23 protein-coding genes are annotated in these 16,505 nt (G+C 69.7%); 12 read left to right on the top strand and 11 right to left on the bottom strand.

Annotation, left to right across the window (positions count from 1 at the left end):
- Positions 1–198: 198 nt before the first annotated feature.
- The 12 genes from ACH4SE_RS29395 to ACH4SE_RS29340 all read left to right on the top strand — a co-directional run bounded on the left by ACH4SE_RS29395 (position 199) and on the right by ACH4SE_RS29340 (position 11,775).
- Positions 199–3,861 (top strand): phage tail tape measure protein, encoded by a 3,663-nt coding sequence (locus ACH4SE_RS29395; RefSeq protein WP_398546536.1) that lies wholly within the window; start codon positions 199–201, stop codon positions 3,859–3,861.
- Positions 3,858–5,336 carry a hypothetical protein gene (locus tag ACH4SE_RS29390; protein WP_398546535.1) on the top strand — a complete coding sequence of 493 codons (1,479 nt, stop codon included), beginning with the start codon at positions 3,858–3,860 and terminating at the stop codon, positions 5,334–5,336. Before ACH4SE_RS29395 ends, ACH4SE_RS29390 begins: the two co-directional genes overlap by 4 nt.
- A gap of 18 nt (positions 5,337–5,354) precedes the next feature.
- Complete coding sequence (locus ACH4SE_RS29385) at positions 5,355–6,440, top strand: DUF5047 domain-containing protein (protein WP_398546534.1); 1,086 nt, start codon at positions 5,355–5,357, stop codon at positions 6,438–6,440.
- 1 nt (position 6,441) lies between these two features.
- Positions 6,442–7,260, top strand: a complete 819-nt coding sequence (locus ACH4SE_RS29380; RefSeq protein ID WP_398546533.1) for a hypothetical protein — start codon at positions 6,442–6,444, stop codon at positions 7,258–7,260.
- A gap of 9 nt (positions 7,261–7,269) precedes the next feature.
- Positions 7,270–7,995 (top strand): hypothetical protein, encoded by a 726-nt coding sequence (locus tag ACH4SE_RS29375; protein WP_398546532.1) that lies wholly within the window; start codon positions 7,270–7,272, stop codon positions 7,993–7,995.
- On the top strand, positions 7,995–8,372 hold the full coding sequence (locus tag ACH4SE_RS29370) for a hypothetical protein (protein WP_398546531.1): 378 nt from the start codon (positions 7,995–7,997) through the stop codon (positions 8,370–8,372). The genes ACH4SE_RS29375 and ACH4SE_RS29370 overlap by 1 nt, the downstream gene beginning before the upstream one ends.
- A 53-nt stretch (positions 8,373–8,425) precedes the next feature.
- The gene (locus ACH4SE_RS29365; RefSeq protein WP_398546530.1) at positions 8,426–9,325 is read left to right on the top strand and encodes a hypothetical protein; all 900 of its coding nucleotides are present in this window, start codon (positions 8,426–8,428) and stop codon (positions 9,323–9,325) included.
- Positions 9,326–9,334: 9 nt separating this feature from the next.
- Entirely contained in the window at positions 9,335–9,619 is a 285-nt protein-coding gene (locus ACH4SE_RS29360) for a hypothetical protein (RefSeq protein ID WP_398546529.1), read from the top strand.
- Positions 9,616–10,524 (top strand): glycoside hydrolase domain-containing protein, encoded by a 909-nt coding sequence (locus tag ACH4SE_RS29355; protein WP_398546528.1) that lies wholly within the window; start codon positions 9,616–9,618, stop codon positions 10,522–10,524. Before ACH4SE_RS29360 ends, ACH4SE_RS29355 begins: the two co-directional genes overlap by 4 nt.
- A gap of 27 nt (positions 10,525–10,551) precedes the next feature.
- Complete coding sequence (locus ACH4SE_RS29350) at positions 10,552–10,932, top strand: hypothetical protein (RefSeq protein WP_398546527.1); 381 nt, start codon at positions 10,552–10,554, stop codon at positions 10,930–10,932.
- Between the two features lie 57 nt (positions 10,933–10,989).
- A complete protein-coding gene (locus ACH4SE_RS29345; protein ID WP_398546526.1) occupies positions 10,990–11,292 on the top strand; it encodes a hypothetical protein in 303 nt (100 codons plus the stop codon).
- A 183-nt stretch (positions 11,293–11,475) separates the two neighbouring features.
- Positions 11,476–11,775, top strand: coding sequence for a hypothetical protein (locus ACH4SE_RS29340; protein WP_398546525.1), 300 nt, complete (start codon positions 11,476–11,478; stop codon positions 11,773–11,775).
- Between the two features lie 54 nt (positions 11,776–11,829).
- Here ACH4SE_RS29340 and ACH4SE_RS29335 read toward each other — a convergent pair whose 3' ends face one another.
- The 11 genes from ACH4SE_RS29335 to ACH4SE_RS29285 all read right to left on the bottom strand — a co-directional run bounded on the left by ACH4SE_RS29335 (position 11,830) and on the right by ACH4SE_RS29285 (position 16,331).
- Positions 11,830–12,018 (bottom strand): hypothetical protein, encoded by a 189-nt coding sequence (locus ACH4SE_RS29335; protein ID WP_398546524.1) that lies wholly within the window; start codon positions 12,016–12,018, stop codon positions 11,830–11,832.
- Positions 12,019–12,387: 369 nt separating this feature from the next.
- Positions 12,388–12,801, bottom strand: a complete 414-nt coding sequence (locus tag ACH4SE_RS29330; RefSeq protein ID WP_398546523.1) for a hypothetical protein — start codon at positions 12,799–12,801, stop codon at positions 12,388–12,390.
- Entirely contained in the window at positions 12,798–13,331 is a 534-nt protein-coding gene (locus ACH4SE_RS29325) for a hypothetical protein (protein ID WP_398546522.1), read from the bottom strand. Before ACH4SE_RS29325 ends, ACH4SE_RS29330 begins: the two co-directional genes overlap by 4 nt.
- Positions 13,332–13,341: 10 nt before the next feature.
- A complete protein-coding gene (locus ACH4SE_RS29320) occupies positions 13,342–13,635 on the bottom strand; it encodes a hypothetical protein (RefSeq protein ID WP_398546521.1) in 294 nt (97 codons plus the stop codon).
- Positions 13,636–14,073: 438 nt separating this feature from the next.
- Positions 14,074–14,766: a hypothetical protein gene (locus tag ACH4SE_RS29315; RefSeq protein WP_398546520.1), complete on the bottom strand. Its 693-nt coding sequence runs from the start codon at positions 14,764–14,766 to the stop codon at positions 14,074–14,076.
- The gene (locus ACH4SE_RS29310; protein ID WP_398546519.1) at positions 14,763–15,215 is read right to left on the bottom strand and encodes a hypothetical protein; all 453 of its coding nucleotides are present in this window, start codon (positions 15,213–15,215) and stop codon (positions 14,763–14,765) included. The genes ACH4SE_RS29315 and ACH4SE_RS29310 overlap by 4 nt, the downstream gene beginning before the upstream one ends.
- Before the next feature lie 146 nt (positions 15,216–15,361).
- A complete protein-coding gene (locus ACH4SE_RS29305; RefSeq protein WP_398546518.1) occupies positions 15,362–15,559 on the bottom strand; it encodes a hypothetical protein in 198 nt (65 codons plus the stop codon).
- Entirely contained in the window at positions 15,556–15,771 is a 216-nt protein-coding gene (locus tag ACH4SE_RS29300) for a hypothetical protein (protein ID WP_398546517.1), read from the bottom strand. Before ACH4SE_RS29300 ends, ACH4SE_RS29305 begins: the two co-directional genes overlap by 4 nt.
- Positions 15,772–15,805: 34 nt before the next feature.
- On the bottom strand, positions 15,806–15,955 hold the full coding sequence (locus tag ACH4SE_RS29295) for a pRL2-8 (RefSeq protein WP_398546516.1): 150 nt from the start codon (positions 15,953–15,955) through the stop codon (positions 15,806–15,808).
- Positions 15,955–16,134 carry a hypothetical protein gene (locus ACH4SE_RS29290; protein WP_398546515.1) on the bottom strand — a complete coding sequence of 60 codons (180 nt, stop codon included), beginning with the start codon at positions 16,132–16,134 and terminating at the stop codon, positions 15,955–15,957. The genes ACH4SE_RS29295 and ACH4SE_RS29290 overlap by 1 nt, the downstream gene beginning before the upstream one ends.
- A gap of 2 nt (positions 16,135–16,136) precedes the next feature.
- The gene (locus ACH4SE_RS29285) at positions 16,137–16,331 is read right to left on the bottom strand and encodes a hypothetical protein (RefSeq protein WP_398546514.1); all 195 of its coding nucleotides are present in this window, start codon (positions 16,329–16,331) and stop codon (positions 16,137–16,139) included.
- Positions 16,332–16,505 lie beyond the last annotated feature (174 nt).

Raw genomic sequence — 16,505 nt, 5'->3', positions numbered from 1 at the left:
TGAGCTGTTGCTCAGCCGTCGTGGATGCGGGGTGGCGGCGTGGCGCTCAGGACGACTGGTGTGCGGTACGACCTCATCGCCCGGGACAGCGCGTCGAGGACGTTCAATGGGGTGGGGAAGTCGGCGTCCCGACTGGAGAGGGGTCTCGGGAGGCTCGGGAAGGCAGCTCTGGTTGCGGGTGCTGCTCTGACGGCTGGTGTGGCTGTCGGGCTGGCGGAGTCGGCGAAGAAGGCCGTCGAGTTCCAGTCGTCGATGTTGAAGATCCAGACGCAGGCGGGTGCGTCCGCGAAGGACGTCAAGGTGCTGTCCTCGCAGGTGCTGGAGCTCGGCAAAACCGCCCAGCAGGGCCCGCAGAAGCTGTCCGAGGCCTTGTACCACCTGAAGTCCGTGGGCATGGACAACGTCCAGGCCATGTCCGCCCTGAAGACCGCATCTGACCTTGCAGCTGTTGGCGGCGCCGATCTGGAAGACACTGCGAACGCCTTGGCCGGCGCGTGGCGGACCGGCATCAAGGGCGCCACGTCCTTCGCTGATTCGGCGAAGACTGTGAACGCGGTCATCGGTGCGGGCAACATGACGATGCAGGACATGGTCGCCGCGTTGGGCACTGGCATCCTCCCCACTGCGAAGACCTTCGGCTTGACGTTTTCGCAGGTGGGTGCCGCTTTGGCGCTGTTCACCGATGAGGGTGTGGATTCCGCGAGTGCGGCGACCCGGCTGCGCATGTCGATCTCGCTGCTGGCGGCCCCAAGCCGGGCCGCAGAGAAGCAGCTCAAGGGGATCGGCTTGACTGGCACCATGCTGGGCCAGGCGATGCGGTCCAAGGACGGCCTCATCGGTGCGATCAAGCTGCTGTCCGTTCACCTGGACCAGTCGGGGCTGGACGCCACCCATCAGGCCGCCCTCCTCAGCCGCGCGTTCGGTGGCGGCAAGTCGTCCTCGGCAATTCTGTCCATGGTCAACAACCTGGATGTGCTTGAGCAGAAGCAGAAGCAGGTCAACTCCAGCATGGGCAAGTACGGGCCTGCGGTGGAGGCCCAGCGGAAGACCGCGGCAGCACAGCTCAAAATCATCCGGTCGAACCTCGAAGTGTTCGCGATCAAGACCGGCAACGTATTGCTGCCGCCGCTGACCGGCTTCGTCACGTACATCACGAAGACGGCGCTACCTGCGGTCGACCGGTTCGGGCACGAGCTGGTGACCAAGTTCGTGCCGGTCGACCAGATCAAGAGCAGCTTCACGACGGCGAGTGGCCTGGTGTCGGACTTCTTCGACGGGCTCACCCCGAAGAAGGCACCTAGGATGCCGTCTCCGCAGATCAAGGCAACGACGATCCCGAGCATGATTGCGCGTCCGAAGTCGGATGCGAAGCAGTTCGGCGAGCAACTGCGCACCCTGATCTCCGGCGGCATCGGTGACGCCGTGAAGGGCGTCGACTGGGGCAAGCTCGGGCAACAGATCGGCGCCGGCCTCGGGACCGCCATCGGCTGGGTCGGCGAGCACCTGTCGGATCTCACCACGCGAGTCATCAAGGCTCTCAGCAAGCTGGACTACGTCAAGATCGGCAAGTCTTTCGGGAAGATGGCGATCCCGCTGTCCATCGGCGTCATCGAGTCCCTCTTCGACCCACTGTTCAGTCTCGACTTCTGGCAGAAGCACTGGCTTGACACGATCGAGGCAGTGCTGACCCTGATCCCCGTGGGCAAGATCGCTGGCCCGCTGGCGAAGGTCTTCGAGAAGATCCCCGTGCTCAAGTTGGCCGCGCCTCTGCTCAAGGCTGTCTCGAAGCTCGGTGACCTGGTAGGCAAGGGCGCTGGTGGCGTCGCGAAGTTCTTCGGTAAGAGCCTGTGGAAGGGGCTCGCGGAGGTCTTCCCGACGGCTGCGGGAGTCCTGGAGCGTGAGAGTGGGCTGCTTACGACACGCCTGGGTGTCTGGGCGCTGGAGCTTCAGCGGCTTGGGCTGAAGGCTGTGCGCGGTCTCGGTGACGGCATCAAGGGCGGGTTCGGTTGGGCATTCGCTCAAGTCGGTAAGGGCATCGGGTACCTGCTCAAGCCGTTCACGAAGTCGGGCACGTGGCTGGTGGCTGCGGGTGCCGCGCTCGTCAACGGGTTGCTGTCCGGGGTGGGTGCGAGCCTGCTCGGTATCGGTCAGTGGCTGAAGGGCCACGTCATCGACCCCATCGTCAACGCGGTGAAGTCCCTGTTCGGGATCCACAGCCCCTCCACGGTGTTCGCTTCGATTGGTCGGGACCTGGTGGCGGGCCTGCTCTCGGGGATCGGGGCGGCGGCCGCGGGCATCGGCAGGTGGCTGTACGGGCACCTCGTCTCCCCGATCCTCAATGCTTTCAGTGGGGCCGGGAGCTGGCTGTATGGGCGTGGTCAGGCGGTCGTGTCCGGGCTGCTGGGCGGCTTGTCGTCGTCGGTGAAGGGCATCGGCGGATGGGTCGGCGACCATCTGGCCTCCCCGATCAAGGGCGCCTTCAAGGGCGCCGGGGACTGGTTGTACGGGCGAGGCAAGGACGTCATGTCCGGCCTTCTGAGCGGCCTGAAAGCCGGCTTCAAGGGCGTCAAGGATTTCCTCGGCACCGTGAAGCGGGCGACCGGCAGCGCTGGCAGCAGTGGTGGTGCTCTCGGTGGGAAGGTCGCCGGCTTCGCGTCCGGCGGTGTGGCCCGCCCTGGAACCTTGGCATGGGTGGGTGAGAAGGGCCCGGAGCTGATGCGGGTCGGCTCGACCGGCACCCGCATCTACAACCACGCCGACTCCATGGCACTGGCCAGCACCACGGGCACGAAGCTGCCCGGGTACGCGAGCGGCACCTCGAAGTCCAGCACGATCGCGCGGGACCTGGCAGCAGCGGTGCGCGGCGCCTTGTCGAATGGGTTCTTGAAGTCGCTGGAGACCGGCACCGCGTCGGGCGTCGCGTCGGCGATCAAGTCGATGAACACCAAGCTCCAGCGGGCCGGCGGCGGGGGCCTCGTCGCGGGCAACCTTCGGACGTCCACGCGGCTGCAGGGCCTGGCCAACCGGCGGGCGTCGATCGCGTCGCAGATCACGGCGGCGAAGCAGGCTGTGACGGATCAGGCGCAGAGCCTGGCTGACCTGCTGAGTGTCACGGATACGTCGGCGACCAGCATCAGCGGTCTCATCGCCCAGATGCGGCAGGGGCAGGCCGGGGCGTCCGCGTTCGCGAAGGAAGCCTCGACCCTGTCGAAGCGCGGGCTGAACAAGAACCTCCTCGCGCAGCTCGGGGAAGCGGGGCCGGGCAGTCAGCTCGCGAAGATCCTCGCGGGTGCCTCGTCCAGCGACATCAAGGCCCTGAACAAGCTGGCGGCCTCGCAGAACACACTCACGACCAGCTTCGGCAAGACGATGGCCGACGCGATGTACGACTCAGGCGCCCAGGCCGGGAAGGGCTTCCTCACCGGGCTCCAGGCGCAGGAGAAGGCGCTCCAGGCAGAGATGAACCGCCTCGCGTCCGGCATGGTGTCGACCATCAAGAAGCGGCTGGGGATCCACAGCCCGTCCCGGGTGTTCCGGGACGAGGTGGGTGCGCAGATTGTCCACGGTGTTGCTGCGGGTGTGGACCTGCACGGCCCGCGGGCGGCTGCGGCCGTGCAGCGGATGGCGGACACCGCCGCCGCGGTGCGGGCCCGGAACGTCGCCGCGGCGGGCAGTGGGGTACCCGTGGCGGACTCCGGCCACGTCGCTGCCCTGAAGGCGCTCGCGGCGGCACTGGCGGAGGCCGGGGCGCCGGAGGTGCACATCCACGTCAACGACCCGGCGCTGAAGGACCTGATCGACGTGCGGGTGAAGCACGCCGACCGGCGGTCGGCGTTCCGGGCGAAGGTGGGGACGTCGTGACGATCTCGTACAGCGCGGCGGGCGCGCTGAGCTCGGCGGCGTCCACCATCACGCCTGCGTACCCGGCCACCCCGACCGTGGGACAGCTGCTTGTACTGGTCGTCACGTCGGGGCACACGGACGATCCGACGCCGTCCACCCCGTCCGGGTGGACGCTCGTGGACTCCACCTCCGGCGGCGGCGGAACCTTCGGGGCCGGTACGGGCCCGCGGCGCCTGACGTGGTTCGTGCGCGTCGCGGTCGGCGGGGACGCTGCGCCGACGACGGCGATCCCGTCCGGGTCGTCTGGGTCGGTCGTCTCAGGCCGCATCCACGTCCTGGCCCGCAGTGCGGGCACGGGGTGGCGGTGGGCGGTCAGTGTCGGCGCGGACACGTCCAGTGGCACCGGATTCTCCGCTGTGGGGGGTAGTGCGCTTACTTGGGCGGCGGGGGACATGGCCCTGCTCGGGTATGCCCTCAACGCGTCCACGGCGTCCCTCACAGCGGAGGCTGTGGCGGCGACGGGCATCACCTACGGCACTGTCACCGAGCGGGCTGACGACGCGGTAGCGACGGGTGACGCGGCCCGGCGTGCCCTCGCCACCTGCGCAGTGTCGTCTGGTGCGGGCACGCAGACGCCGACGATCACGGCAACCCTCGCGGCCGCGGCCACCGGTGTTGCCGGGGTGCTGCGGGTCCGGGAGGCGTCCGCGACAATCTCGGCGGCCGCGCAGACGACGTTCCCGCCCCGCAACCTCGTCACCGTGTCGGGTCTTTCGGCGGACGACATCGTCACCGCGAGCATCTACCAAGTCGTCGGCGACACCCGCACCGCGGTGCGGGCCGGGACCAGCGTGGACGTCGGCGGGCACGATGTGGTCCTCCGCGTCGACGCCGAACAGCCCCTCGGAGTGCCGATCGCCTACGCCGCGGACCTGGTCGACGTCAACGGCGACGTGTGGACCGTCACCACCACCAGCTCGATCACCTCGACGGTCGGCGGTGACGTCATCTCCGACGCCGTGCAGGGCATCGGGGCGCTGTGCGTCATCGAGGCCGGATGGGAGAAGACCAGATCCCGGGACGCCTCCACGTCGAACATCGCCGGGCGGCTGATCACGGTCAGCCGCCGCCGAGGCGGCGCCACCGCCACCATCACCGTGCGGACCGAATCCGACGCCGAATCCGACGCCATGCACCAGGTGCTGCAGGGCGCGACCGAGGGCGTGCTGCAGATCCGCAAGCAGGTCACCATGTCGCGGGTCGACGGCTACTACGCCATCACCGACGACACCGAGCGGCCCCACTGGTACGACGAGTACACCTGGTGGGACCTGACCACGGCCGAGTCGACGTCGTGGCCGGCGGGGCTGGAGGCCACCGGGTTCACCCTCGCCGATCTGGCGGCAGTGTTCCCCGGCACGCTCGGGGACCTGGCGGCCGCGTTCTCCGGCCAGACGCTGCTCGACCTCGCCCAGTACGACTTCGGCGCGTAAGGGGGCACCGTGCTGGACATGTCCACCGAGGCCCTGGAGGTCGTCACCGGGTCGTACACGATGGAGATGCGGGTGTCGTCGTGGCTGGGTGACGAGCTCCTCGCGGATGACATCCCTATCGCGGACGGCACCGAGACCCGCGACCGGTCCCTGGCCGTCCCAGAGCAGCTCACCCTGTCCGTGCCCCGCCGCGACACCGGGGTGTCGTGGGAACCGGTGCAGCCCACCGACCCGCTCGCCGCCTACGGGCAGCAGCTGCATGTGGACTACGGGGTGGACGTCGGCGGCCACTTCGAGTGGATCCGCCGCGGAGTCTTTCTGATCACCGACTCGTCCGCAGACGACATGACCGTCTCGGTGACGTGCGAAGGGCTGCTGTCGCTGATCAACGAGGCCCGCTTGGCGGCCCCGTTCCAGCCGTCCGGGACCCTGGTCAGCACCGTCCGCGCCCTCGTCGAGCCCGCCCTGACCGTGCAGGTAGACGGGGCTCTCACCGACCGCACCGTGCCACTGGGCCTGGAATGGGACGACGACCGCATGGCCGCGCTGCAGGAGGTCCTGACGGCGTGGCCGGCCGCCGCCCGGGTCACCGAGGACGGGCTGCTGCTTGTCGAGCCGGTCACGGACGGCACGCCCGGCTCCCCGGTCCTGGCGCTGACGGACGGCGTGGGCGGCACCGTGATCCGCTGGTCCGGCGCCACCACCCGTGACGGCGCATTCAACGCGGTCGTCGCCCAGGGCGAGGACGCGACTGGTGCCCAGATCACCGGGGTCGCCTACGACACGGACGGCAACAGCCCGTACCGGATCGGCGGCCCTTACAGCCCTCTGATGGTGCCGTACTTCTACAGCTCCAGCCTGCTGACTACCGTGGCCCAGTGCCGGGCGGCCGCAGCCACCCGGCTGACGACGCTGCGGCGCACCGCGTCACGCACCCTGGACGTGACCTGCCACCCGCACCCGGGGCTGGTACCCGGCGACATCGTCTCCGTCACCAGCGCCGACAACGGCCTCACGGGGGCGCTCGCGAGCATCGAGACGCTGGAGCTGCCCTACAGCCCCGGCCAGATGAGCATGACGGTCCGCATGCTGGCGGGGGGCTGAAATGGCCGACTGGCGCGACCGCAAAGTGCGCCTGGCCGGGCGTGGGGCCCTGATGGGCATGGCCGGTGGCCCGGTCGCCTCCGGGGCAGTCCCGGTGTACGTGTCCGGAGTCCTCATCACGGCCCGCGCGGTCGCGGGGCTGTCGGGTGTGGCGGTGGGGACACCGCTGATGCTGCAGCGTGTTGGGTCGTCGTGGTGGGCGGTCGCCGCCGCGGCGGCCGCCCCGAGCGTGCCTCCGGCGACGGCCACCCCGCCGGACGGCGATTCCGGGGACGCGGCGCCGCCGCCGAAACCGGTCACCACCACAGGCTCCCTGGTGGTCGCGCCGGTCGCTACCAGTTCCTACCGCGACGGGCACTGGCGCACCGACATCGGCCCGTCCACATCCGCGGACACCATCCAGGGGCGCTACTCCGGCAGCAGCTACGGGTCCTCCAGCGGGTACGCGTTCTACGGCAGCAAGCCCCACACCTTGAGCGGCGCGACCTGCACGAAAGCCACAGTGAAGCTCCGGCGCCTAAGCTCTGGCGACTACGGGCTGCGGGCCCCCACCCTCCGCCTCGTCACCCAGACCACCAGACCGTCCGGCGCCCCGACCCTGAACGAGAGCACGTCCGGACCAAGCCTCGGCGTCCAAGGCCAGGTGTCCCCGTCGGAGACGACGTTCACGCTGCCCACGTCATGGGGCCAGGCCCTGATCGACGGCACACGCGGCGGCATCGGCATGGTCATCAGCGGCGACACCCCGTACATCCGCCTCGCCGGGCGCGGCTCCTGGTCCGCTGCCTGGACCCTCACCCTCTACTGGCGCCGCTCCTGAGGAGAGCCCGTGACACAGACCACCCCCAACGGGATCCCGTACCCGGAGGAGACCGACAGCACGAGGCTCTGGGAGCACTTCGAGTCCCTCGCCAACGCCATCGACCCCCAGCTCGGCGCACCCAGCAGGCAGATCTTCACCAGCTCGGGCAGTTGGTCGATGCCCGCGAACGCCAAGTGGCTGCGCGTGCAGGTGCAGGCCGGAGGCGGCGCCGGACACGTGGCGGCGGCGACCAGCACCAGCCAGACCTCGTGCGGCGGCGGCGGGCAAGGCGGCGGATACGGCGAGTCCCTGCTGCTCGCATCCTCCGTCAGCAGCACCGTGTCCGTCACCGTCGGCGCCGGGGGCGTGGCGGGCGGCGGCGCCGGCGGCGACAGCAGCTTCGGCAGCTACGTGACAGCGGGCGGGGGCGCTGGTGGCGCCACGAGCGGCGCGGACGGTACCGCCACCGCGGTCGCCGGGGGTGGGGCCACGCAGACGATCGTCGGCGACATCGCCCACCAGGGCCAAGGCGGCGGCGCCGGGGTGAAGTTCGGCGCGGCCGGCGCGGCGGGTGGCCACGGCGGCGCCAGCCACATGGGCGGCGGTGCCCGCGGTGTCGCCACCAACGGCGTCGGCGTCGCCGGCGGCACCTACGGCGGCGGCGGATCCGGCGCCGCCAACACCGCCAGCCAGGCCCAGCGGTCCGGTGGCAACGGCGCCGCGGGCATCGTCATCGTCACCACCTATTTCTGATGACGACCCCACCGGACAACAGCGCCGACAACGTCGTCGAGCTGCGAGACGCGACCATGACCCAGCAGTGGGACATCACCACCCGCACCTACCGCTGCTACGAGAACGGCACCCTGCTCGAAGAGCGGCCCTTCACCGACGCTGAGAACGCTGACGTGACCGCCGCCATCACCCAGCAGACACGGGACACCAACGAAGCGACCCTGCTCACCCAGGCCCGCAATGCCTACGCCACCAACACCACGTACCTCGCCGCCGTCAACGCCGGCACGGCGACAACCGCCACGCACATCGCCCAGGTGCCAGCCCTGACGAGGCAGATGCAGGGGATCATCCGGCTCATCGTCGGCTCCGATTTCCTCGACGGCACCAACTGATCTTTATCCGCCCCGCGCCGCAGGCCCGGGGCTTTCCCACGCCCAGGAGCGCCATGTACCGCAAGCTCGGGAAGCTACCCGCGCAGCCGGCCCGCCCACACCTCAAGCTCAGCCCGCTGTTGCGGGAGCGGTTGGCCGCGCCGCCCGCTTCGGTGGACTGGCAGGACGACCGGATCGTGTGGCCGATGTACGCCAACGACACCATCGGGGACTGCACGTGCGCCGGCGTCGGCCACATGGTCAACCAGCTCACCTATTACGGCCGTGGGGCCGAGGTGGAGCCGACAACGGAGCATGTCGTCGGGATGTACTCGGCGATCACCGGCTACAACCCGAAGCGCCCGTCCTCGGACACGGGGGCGTACTGCCAGGACGTGCTGGGGTACTGGCGGAAGACGGGCCTGGAGGGTCACAAGATCGTGGCCTATGCGGCTCTGGACCCGTCGAACCTGACGGAGATCAAGCAGGCCATCGCCACGTTCGGGACTGTGTACGTGGGCCTGAACTTCCCTGACACGGCGATGGACCAGTTCGATGCGGGCGAGCCGTGGGATGTGGTGCGTGGCGCCCGGGTGGAGGGCGGTCACTGCGTCATCGTCGGCGCTTACGGCGGCGGCAAGTTCGGGCTGGTCACGTGGGGTGCCGAGACGGAGATGACCGAGGCGTTCTGGAAGAAGTACGTGGACGAGGCGTGGGTGGTCATCGACCAGGATGGCCTGTCGATGGCGGGCTCGTACTTCGCCGGGGCCCCGAGCTTCTACGCCCTCGGCGAGCAGTTCGCGGCGCTGACAGGTGAGGCGAACCCGATACCCCAGCCGACGCCGCCCACCCCGGTTCCGGTGCCGTCCCCTCCTCCGTCGCCCGCTCCTTCTCCGACTCCTGTCCCTGATCCTCGGCTGGTTCAGGCGCGGGCGCTGATGGACGAGTGGGCGCACGACAACGGTGTGAACTGAGGAGCTGACATGGCCCGATACCGCAAGAAGCCCGTCGAGGTCGAGGCGGTCCAGTTCACCGACATGGACTCCTACCTCGCCATCGTCGCCTGGTGGAAGACCTGGAAGACCGAGACGCTCGACGCCGACGAGAAGTTCGAGTTCCGCGGCGGCCCGAAACCGCTGATGCTCGTCAACACCCTCGAAGGGTGGATGACCGCATCACCCGGCGACTGGATCATCCGCGGGGTGCAGGCCGAGACGTACTCCTGCCGCGACGACATCTTCCGCGCCACCTACGAGGAGGTGTCATGAGTGTCGAGGGTGTGGATTACGCCTGGTCGCACCCGGGGGGTGCTGCGTTGCAGAGGGCTGGCATGAAGTTCGCGTGCCGGTACGCCAGCAACGACCCGGCGAAGGACATCTCGCGCACGGAGGCCGACGACCTGGCGGCGCACAGCGTGTGGTCGGTGGTGGTGTTCGAGTCGACCGCCACTCGGGCCCGGGCCGGGCGCGCGGCTGGTGTCACGGACGCGAAGAAGGCGCAGGCGCGCGCATCGGCGGCGGGCATGCCGTCGGGCCGCCCGCTGTACTTCGCGATCGACTACGACGCCCCCGAGGCGGACCAGCCTGCGATCAACGCGTACTTCGAGGGCGTGGCAAGCGTGATCGGCCTGGCCCGGACTGGGGCCTACGGCGGGTACTGGCCGCTGTCCCGGCTCAAGGCCGCGGGCGTGGCCAAGTGGTTCTGGCAGACGGACGCCTGGTCCGGCTCGAACGTGCTGGGCGGGAGGCACATTCACCAGCACGCCGCGACGGTCACGATCAACAAGGTGTCGTGCGACAAGAACACGGCGCTCACCCCGGACTTCGGGCAGTGGATGCCCGGCAAGACCCCGACCCCCGCACCCGCACCGACCCCGGACGTCCAGGAGGACGACATGGCCATCTCGGACGCTGACGCAGCGAAGGTCGCGCACGCGGTCGCGGCGTACTCCCACGGCGACAAGCCGGACGTGCATCAGACGTGGCTGACGGCCGCGGAGCAGGCAACCGCAGCGGCGGCTACCGCGAAGGCGCTGATGGCGAAGGCCAGCACGCCGACGCTGGACGCGGGCCAGGTGCAGGCGCTCGCGGCGGCTCTCGGCGGCAACCCGGCGTTCGTGCAGGCGCTCGCCACGGCGATCGGCAAAGACCTCGCCGCGCGGATGCAGGCGTAATCCCTACCAGCAGAAACGGTACCTCTCATGAAGATCTTCGGCCGCGAACCGGTCTACTACCTGACCACCGTCGCGATCATCCTGAAGCTCGTCGCGGCCTACGGCATCGACGTGTCCGACAACCAGCAGGCCGTCATCAACGCCGCCCTGGCGGCCGCGGTGGGCGTGGCCTCGGCGGTCGTCCTGAAGACGGGGGCGGTCGCGGCGGCGATCCTGAACTTCGCGCAGGCTGGCCTGGCGCTGTTCGTCGCGTTCGGCCTGAACATGGACGCGCACCAGCAGGGTCTGATCATGTCCGGCGTGGCGGCGGTCCTGGCGCTGGTGCTGCACGAGCAGGTGACGGCGCCGGTGGCGGTGGTGCGCCTCGAACAGGCGAGCCCGGTGAAGCCGCCGGTGCGCGCGGCGTGACACCCGGGGCGGCGCGGCAGCTGTAGCTGGATCGGTTCGTGACGCCGGGAGGTGCGTGTGGGCGGCGAGGTTCTCGGCGTGGATGTGACACAGGGCGGGGCCGTTGCCCTGCTGGCGCTGGTCGTACTGATGGTGCTGACCGGGCGGTTGATTCCGCGCCGCACCTACGACGACTTGCGGGAGGAGCGAAACCTGTGGCGGTCGGCGGCGCACGACGCGGAGGCGTTGGCCCGCCGCCAGCAGGAGCAGATCGACGAGATGTTGGAACTGTCCCGCACGGCGGGGCACGTGCTGACGTCTCTCCCTGGACGGGGGGTGGGCGGTGATCCGATGGATCATGCGCGTGCTCCGCAGGGGTAACGGGGGTGGGCGGACGCCGGGGCAGCGGGCTGCTGTCGCGGCGTCCGCAAGGATCGGGCGGGCACAGGAGGAGGCGGAGCGCAGGCAGCCGGAGGTGACGCGGACCGCCGGGGTGTTGCGGCGGGCACAGCAACAGAACCACTTCCGTGAAATGTTCGAGAACGCGTTGCGGGGTGGGCACGGATGATGTGGGCGCAGACCACGAATGCTGCGGCGTCGGCGGTGGTTGCGTTGGCTGCCGGGGGCTTTGTGGTGACGTATTGGGTGCGGGCCCGGTGGTGGGAGTCCGCGGCTGGCCGGCACGTGATGACGTTTTCCGCCGCGGTGGGCGCGCTGGGGTTGTACACGGTGGCGGTGACGTTGTGGCCGGACGGTTTGGTGGCGACGGTTCTGCGGGTGGTGCGGGTGGTGCTTTTGCTGGGTTTGGCGGGGCTGCTGGTGCAGCGGACGTGGATGGTGATCAAAGCTCAGCGGACAAAGTGAGAGCACGACGATGGGCCCCCGTCCTCCCGAAGGAGGACGGGGGCCCATCGTTTGTTACGGCATGTGCTTGAAGACGGCCATGACCAGCGCTCCGACGCCGCCCCTGACCAAGCCGAGCTTTGCCTCCTTCGCCACCTCAGCGGCCGTGATGGCGCCCGCGGGGGGCGTGGCCGCCGGCGCGGGCGCGGGCACGCGCGGCGGGTCCGGGTTGTCGTGCTCCGTGCCGTCATGGTTCGATGACACTGGTCCTCCTGTATCTCGCGGTTCGGGTACGACCACGCAGGGGGCCCACCCGTTGAAGCCGGCTAAGCGGTGACGGGGACGGGTCCCGCTGCGTGTTTCACGAGATTAATGGCCGAGGCGGGCCGATTTGACCGCCGGAGCGGGGCGATTGGCCTCTCTTTGGCGCGCATAGGAGACACTCGCAGGCGCTCGACCAGGGGCTTTCGCTGACGGCCTACCAACAATTCCTGGAGTAGGCGTGTGCTCCGGTTGGGAATTCCTTCTTTAAGAAACCGTGACCTTTCTGGCCTCCAGGTAGCGCTGAGCCCCGCACCTATTGGTGCGGGGCCCTCGTCGTGATCAGCGCGATGCAGGCGGGGCGGAAGCGGGCTACGTCGACACGGGGCCGCGGTATACCCACAGCAGGGGATCCCCGCCCTCGTCCGGTTCGTAGTCGGCCCGGTCCTCCCAACCGTCCACGATCTCGTACACGCCCGTGCGGACGGACTCGTCTGACCAGTCCGTGACGTCCAAGGTCTTGCCGTCGAGCGGGCCACCCACGTAGCGGACGGTGCGCTTCTCGGCGGACTTTCGTATGTCGGTGCGCGCGCCGCGGCCGGGCCTGTTGGCGGCCGCCTCGCGGACCTGCGCGGCGTCGTAGCGGGCCTCGGCGCGACCGGTGGGCCCGCGTTCGTATCCGGCGGCCTGGACGCCCCAGCGCGAGAGGGTGCCGCGGGCGCTGCCCGGCTGGATCCCGAGGTGCTCCGCTACCTGAGCAACGGACCACAGTTCGGGCGCGCTCACAGGTCCAGCGCCCGCTGTACGTCCGCGCGGTCGGCGGCCCGGCGGCGCTCGGCCTGCTCCTCACGAACCCCGGGGTGGGCGGCGTCGAACTCCGCCAGGGCCTCTGCGGCAGCGTGCTCCCGTGCGGCGTCCTCGACGGCCTGCCCGCTGGACAGGTAGCTGGCGAGGCCTTCGCCGTCGCTGGCCGTCGACCGGGCCGCGCTGATCTCGTTGCGGGCGTCGGACAGGGTGTTGACGAGCAGAGTGCGCTGCGTGTCGAGAGGGGCAGTCTCAGCGGAGGCGGACGCTACGGCGGCGGTGATCTGCGCGACGTGGTCGGGGGTGAGGAGGAGAGTGCCGATGTGGTGGGTGCGGTCGGCGCCGTGGTCGCCGAGCTGCTCGCGGAGGTAGGCGTTGATGGGGCGGGGGGCGTCGATGGCCGTGCCGAGCTGGGTGTCGCCGCGGTGTGCGGTGATGCGGACGGGGCCGGCGGCGGTCCGGTGGATGTGGATGTCCACGGGGCCGCCGTCCATGCTGAGCGTGATGATCATCGTGATCCCCTCAGGCGGCGTAGGTGGCGGCGAACGCCTCGCGGATGCTGTCGGCGGCGGCGTCGGTGATCTCCACCCAGTAGTAGACGTCCAGGTCGCGGGGGTTGTGCTTCAGGAGGCCGGGCTCAATGGGCGTCCGGCTGACTTCCACGTCGTCGCCGAGCCCGTCGAGGTCGTCGAGGAACTGGTGGATCGCGTCGTGGGTCTCGCGGCGGGTGAGCCCGTAGCGGTCCTGGAGTTCGTCCAGGAGGTCGTAGTTGTGGATGGCGCGGCCGTGGTTCTGGCTGGCGATGGTGGTGGTCATCGGGGGTTCCCTCCCTGGTGTCGTCCTGACACCCACAACTATGCATCACGTGATGCAAGGTGTCAACTCTCCGGACCCGGTTGCACACCGACCGTGCCACATGCCACCATCGACACCTGCTCGGGAGACCAGGCATAGTCCCCGCACAAGCGGGGCTGACCCTTAGGTACAGTCCGGCCAGGGCTCACCTTTGGTAGTGCTCCCCGCCCTCGCGGGGCTGGCCCTTGGATGTGAAGCGGGCCCATCCACGGATTTGCCGCGCTCCCCGCACATGCGGGGATGAACCAGTGGACTCCTCCGCCCGCCCCACCGGTTGTTCCCCGCCCCTGCGGGGGTGAGCCTGATTACAAGGCTCCGACAACCTGCTCCCCGCACATGCGGGGAAACATAGAGCCCCCGCCACCGGAAGGTGGCGGGGGCTCCGTGTCGTACCCGGGGTCAGTCGTGGTGCTGGACCACAACCACCGTCACATCGTCCCGGTACCCGGTCTCATCCTCACCGGGCGCGGCCACCAGAACATCGGCGAGGGCCTGCGGGTCAGACCCGTGGTTCGCGACCATCGAGGCCAACTCCTCGGGGTAGACGTCGTCGAGACCATCCGTGGCGAGGATGACGAGCGGGGCCCGCGTGTCGATGTGCAAGACGGTGGCGGGGGTGGCGTTCGAGAGGGAGGTCGTGAGGATGTGGTCGGCGAGCTTGGACGTCTCCACGTCCACATCGAACCGGGTACGGAGCTGCTCACCCCACGTGTGCGGGGTCGTGAGCCGGGTCAGGGCCGCCCCGTCCCAGGCGTAGGCGTGCGAGTCGCCGATCCAGGCGATGCGCGTGAGCCCGTCCAAGCGCGCCCACGCGGCAACCCCCACCCCGTCCGGCTCGGGCTCGTCCTGGGCCCCGGCATCGGCGACGAGCAAGCCGGCCGTCAGGAGTGCAGCCAGGGTGCCGCGCTGGGGCGCGATCCGGGCAGCAGTCTCGGCGAGGAGACGAGCGGTGAACGGTGCGCGCGGGTCGTGACCGGCGATGTCGACGAGGCCAGCGCCGACGTCCCCGCGCTCGGAGGCGAAGACGACTGCGGCGTCCGCAAGGTTGGCGCCAGTGCCCTGGCGAGTGGCGATGGCGGTGGTGATGGTCATGCGGTTCCTCCTGCTGTTGCGACGGCCGCGGCGATGGCGAGCCATGCCTTGTGCCAGGCCTGGTCCATCAGGTACCCGGCGCCCGGGTCTCGTTGGAGCCACCCGCGGTGCCCCGTGACTGCGGCCCACCGGACGACGCCGCGCGGCGGATCGTCCTGCCAGTGGCCGCCCTGCCGGTCCGCCAGGTAGTGGGTGACCGCGGAGATCGCGAGGGCAGCAGCGGCGCGGCCCGGCTTGAGCCGGAGCCCGAGGGTGCGCTGCCCGGCGTACAGAGCGAGCGCCTGGGTGGCGGTGTATGTGGCGACGTGCTTGGCGCAGGCGACGGCGCCTTCGCGGCCCGGCTGGCCCTTGGCGACAGCCTGGGAGTCGACCTGCACCCAGTGGTCGGCGAACTCGTGGGAGGCGGTGAGCGGAAACCCGACGGCGGCGAATCGTGCAGCGGTGCTCATGGGGTGATCCTTCCGGGTTGGGTGTGGTTTGTCAGGTGAAAGCCCGCGGCGGTTGATCCGCCGCGGGCCTGGTACTAGAGATCAGCTGGTGTGCGTGTGGTAGCGGGTGGCGTGGTCGCACAGGCACGCGGGGACGAAGGCCACGGTCAGCCCCCCTGCTGCTGGCCGTAGAAACCGGAGCGGGGGTCGGTGGTGTGCGACCTGTGGATTCGGTGCCCGTCGAGGTTCTTGACGAGCGGGTCCCGGGCGGTGCCGCCGTGACCGCAGGCCGTGCAGATGTTCCGCAGGCCGCTGTGATCGCGGGTCTGCTGGAGGCGGTCGATGTAGCCGGCCATGGCGGTCACACGTCTTTCGCGAGGTGCCGGAATCGCTTGGGCAGCTTCTTCCCGACAGCGATGACGGCGTCGTTGAGGCGGTGGTACTCGGGGGTTTCTCCGGTGATCCCGGAGCGGGCTTCGCGGGCGGTGTGGGCGTAGAGGTCGGCCTGTGCGCGGCGGAAGGCGGCGAGTGCTTCGTTCTCGGCGGCGTACTCGGCGAACTGGTCGGGTGTGGGCATGACGGTCCTTTCGCTCTGGGCTGGGGTTGGTGGTTCAGCGGCTGGGCTTGCGGTTGATGCCGGGGCATCCGTTGCGGGCGTGGTCCTCGCAGGGCGGGCACGGGTCGTTGACCCGTCCGATGCCGAGCCAGTTGCCGGAGTGCAGGCGTGCGTGCTCCACGCACTGGGTACAGTCGCGGGCCATCAGCGCACGCTCCACGTTCCGCCGCTGCACCGGATGTCGACGCCGGGGATGATCAGGTTGCCCATGGCGGGGTGGCCGCCGAGGTCCCGGATCTGGTTGAGGAGCGTGGCGACCTGCTGGGCGATCTGCCGGGCGCGCTGCTCGCGTTCGCGGAGTTCGGCGGGGGTTCCGGTGTGCACGGTCAGGCTCCCGTCAGTTCGTCGGCGGTGCAGGCGATGACGCCGAGGATGGCTTCGCGGAGGCGCCCGTCGACACCCCGGAGTTCGTACATGCCGTCGAGGCCGATCCGGCTGATGGTGCCGGTCTTGCCGCGGTACTTGGTGTTCTCGGGGTGGGGGTTGGTGATGGTGACGCGGTCACCGATCTTGTAGGGCATGGTCGGTCCTTTCGATCTTGGTTGGGGTGGTCCGGGGTCGATCCGACCCCGAAGTCGTTATGTGAGGTTCATTACGATTTATGAGGCGGGCAGCTGCCGGATATGCCTGTTATGCCCGGCGGTCTGGGGTCGGACGAGGGGTGGACGCGTCCAACCTCCCCCGCTAGCCGTCCG

The sequence above is a fragment of the Streptomyces sp. NPDC020983 genome (genome assembly GCF_044333485.1).
GTDB lineage: Bacteria > Actinomycetota > Actinomycetes > Streptomycetales > Streptomycetaceae > Actinacidiphila.
This window is presented reverse-complemented; position numbering and strand designations above follow the sequence as displayed.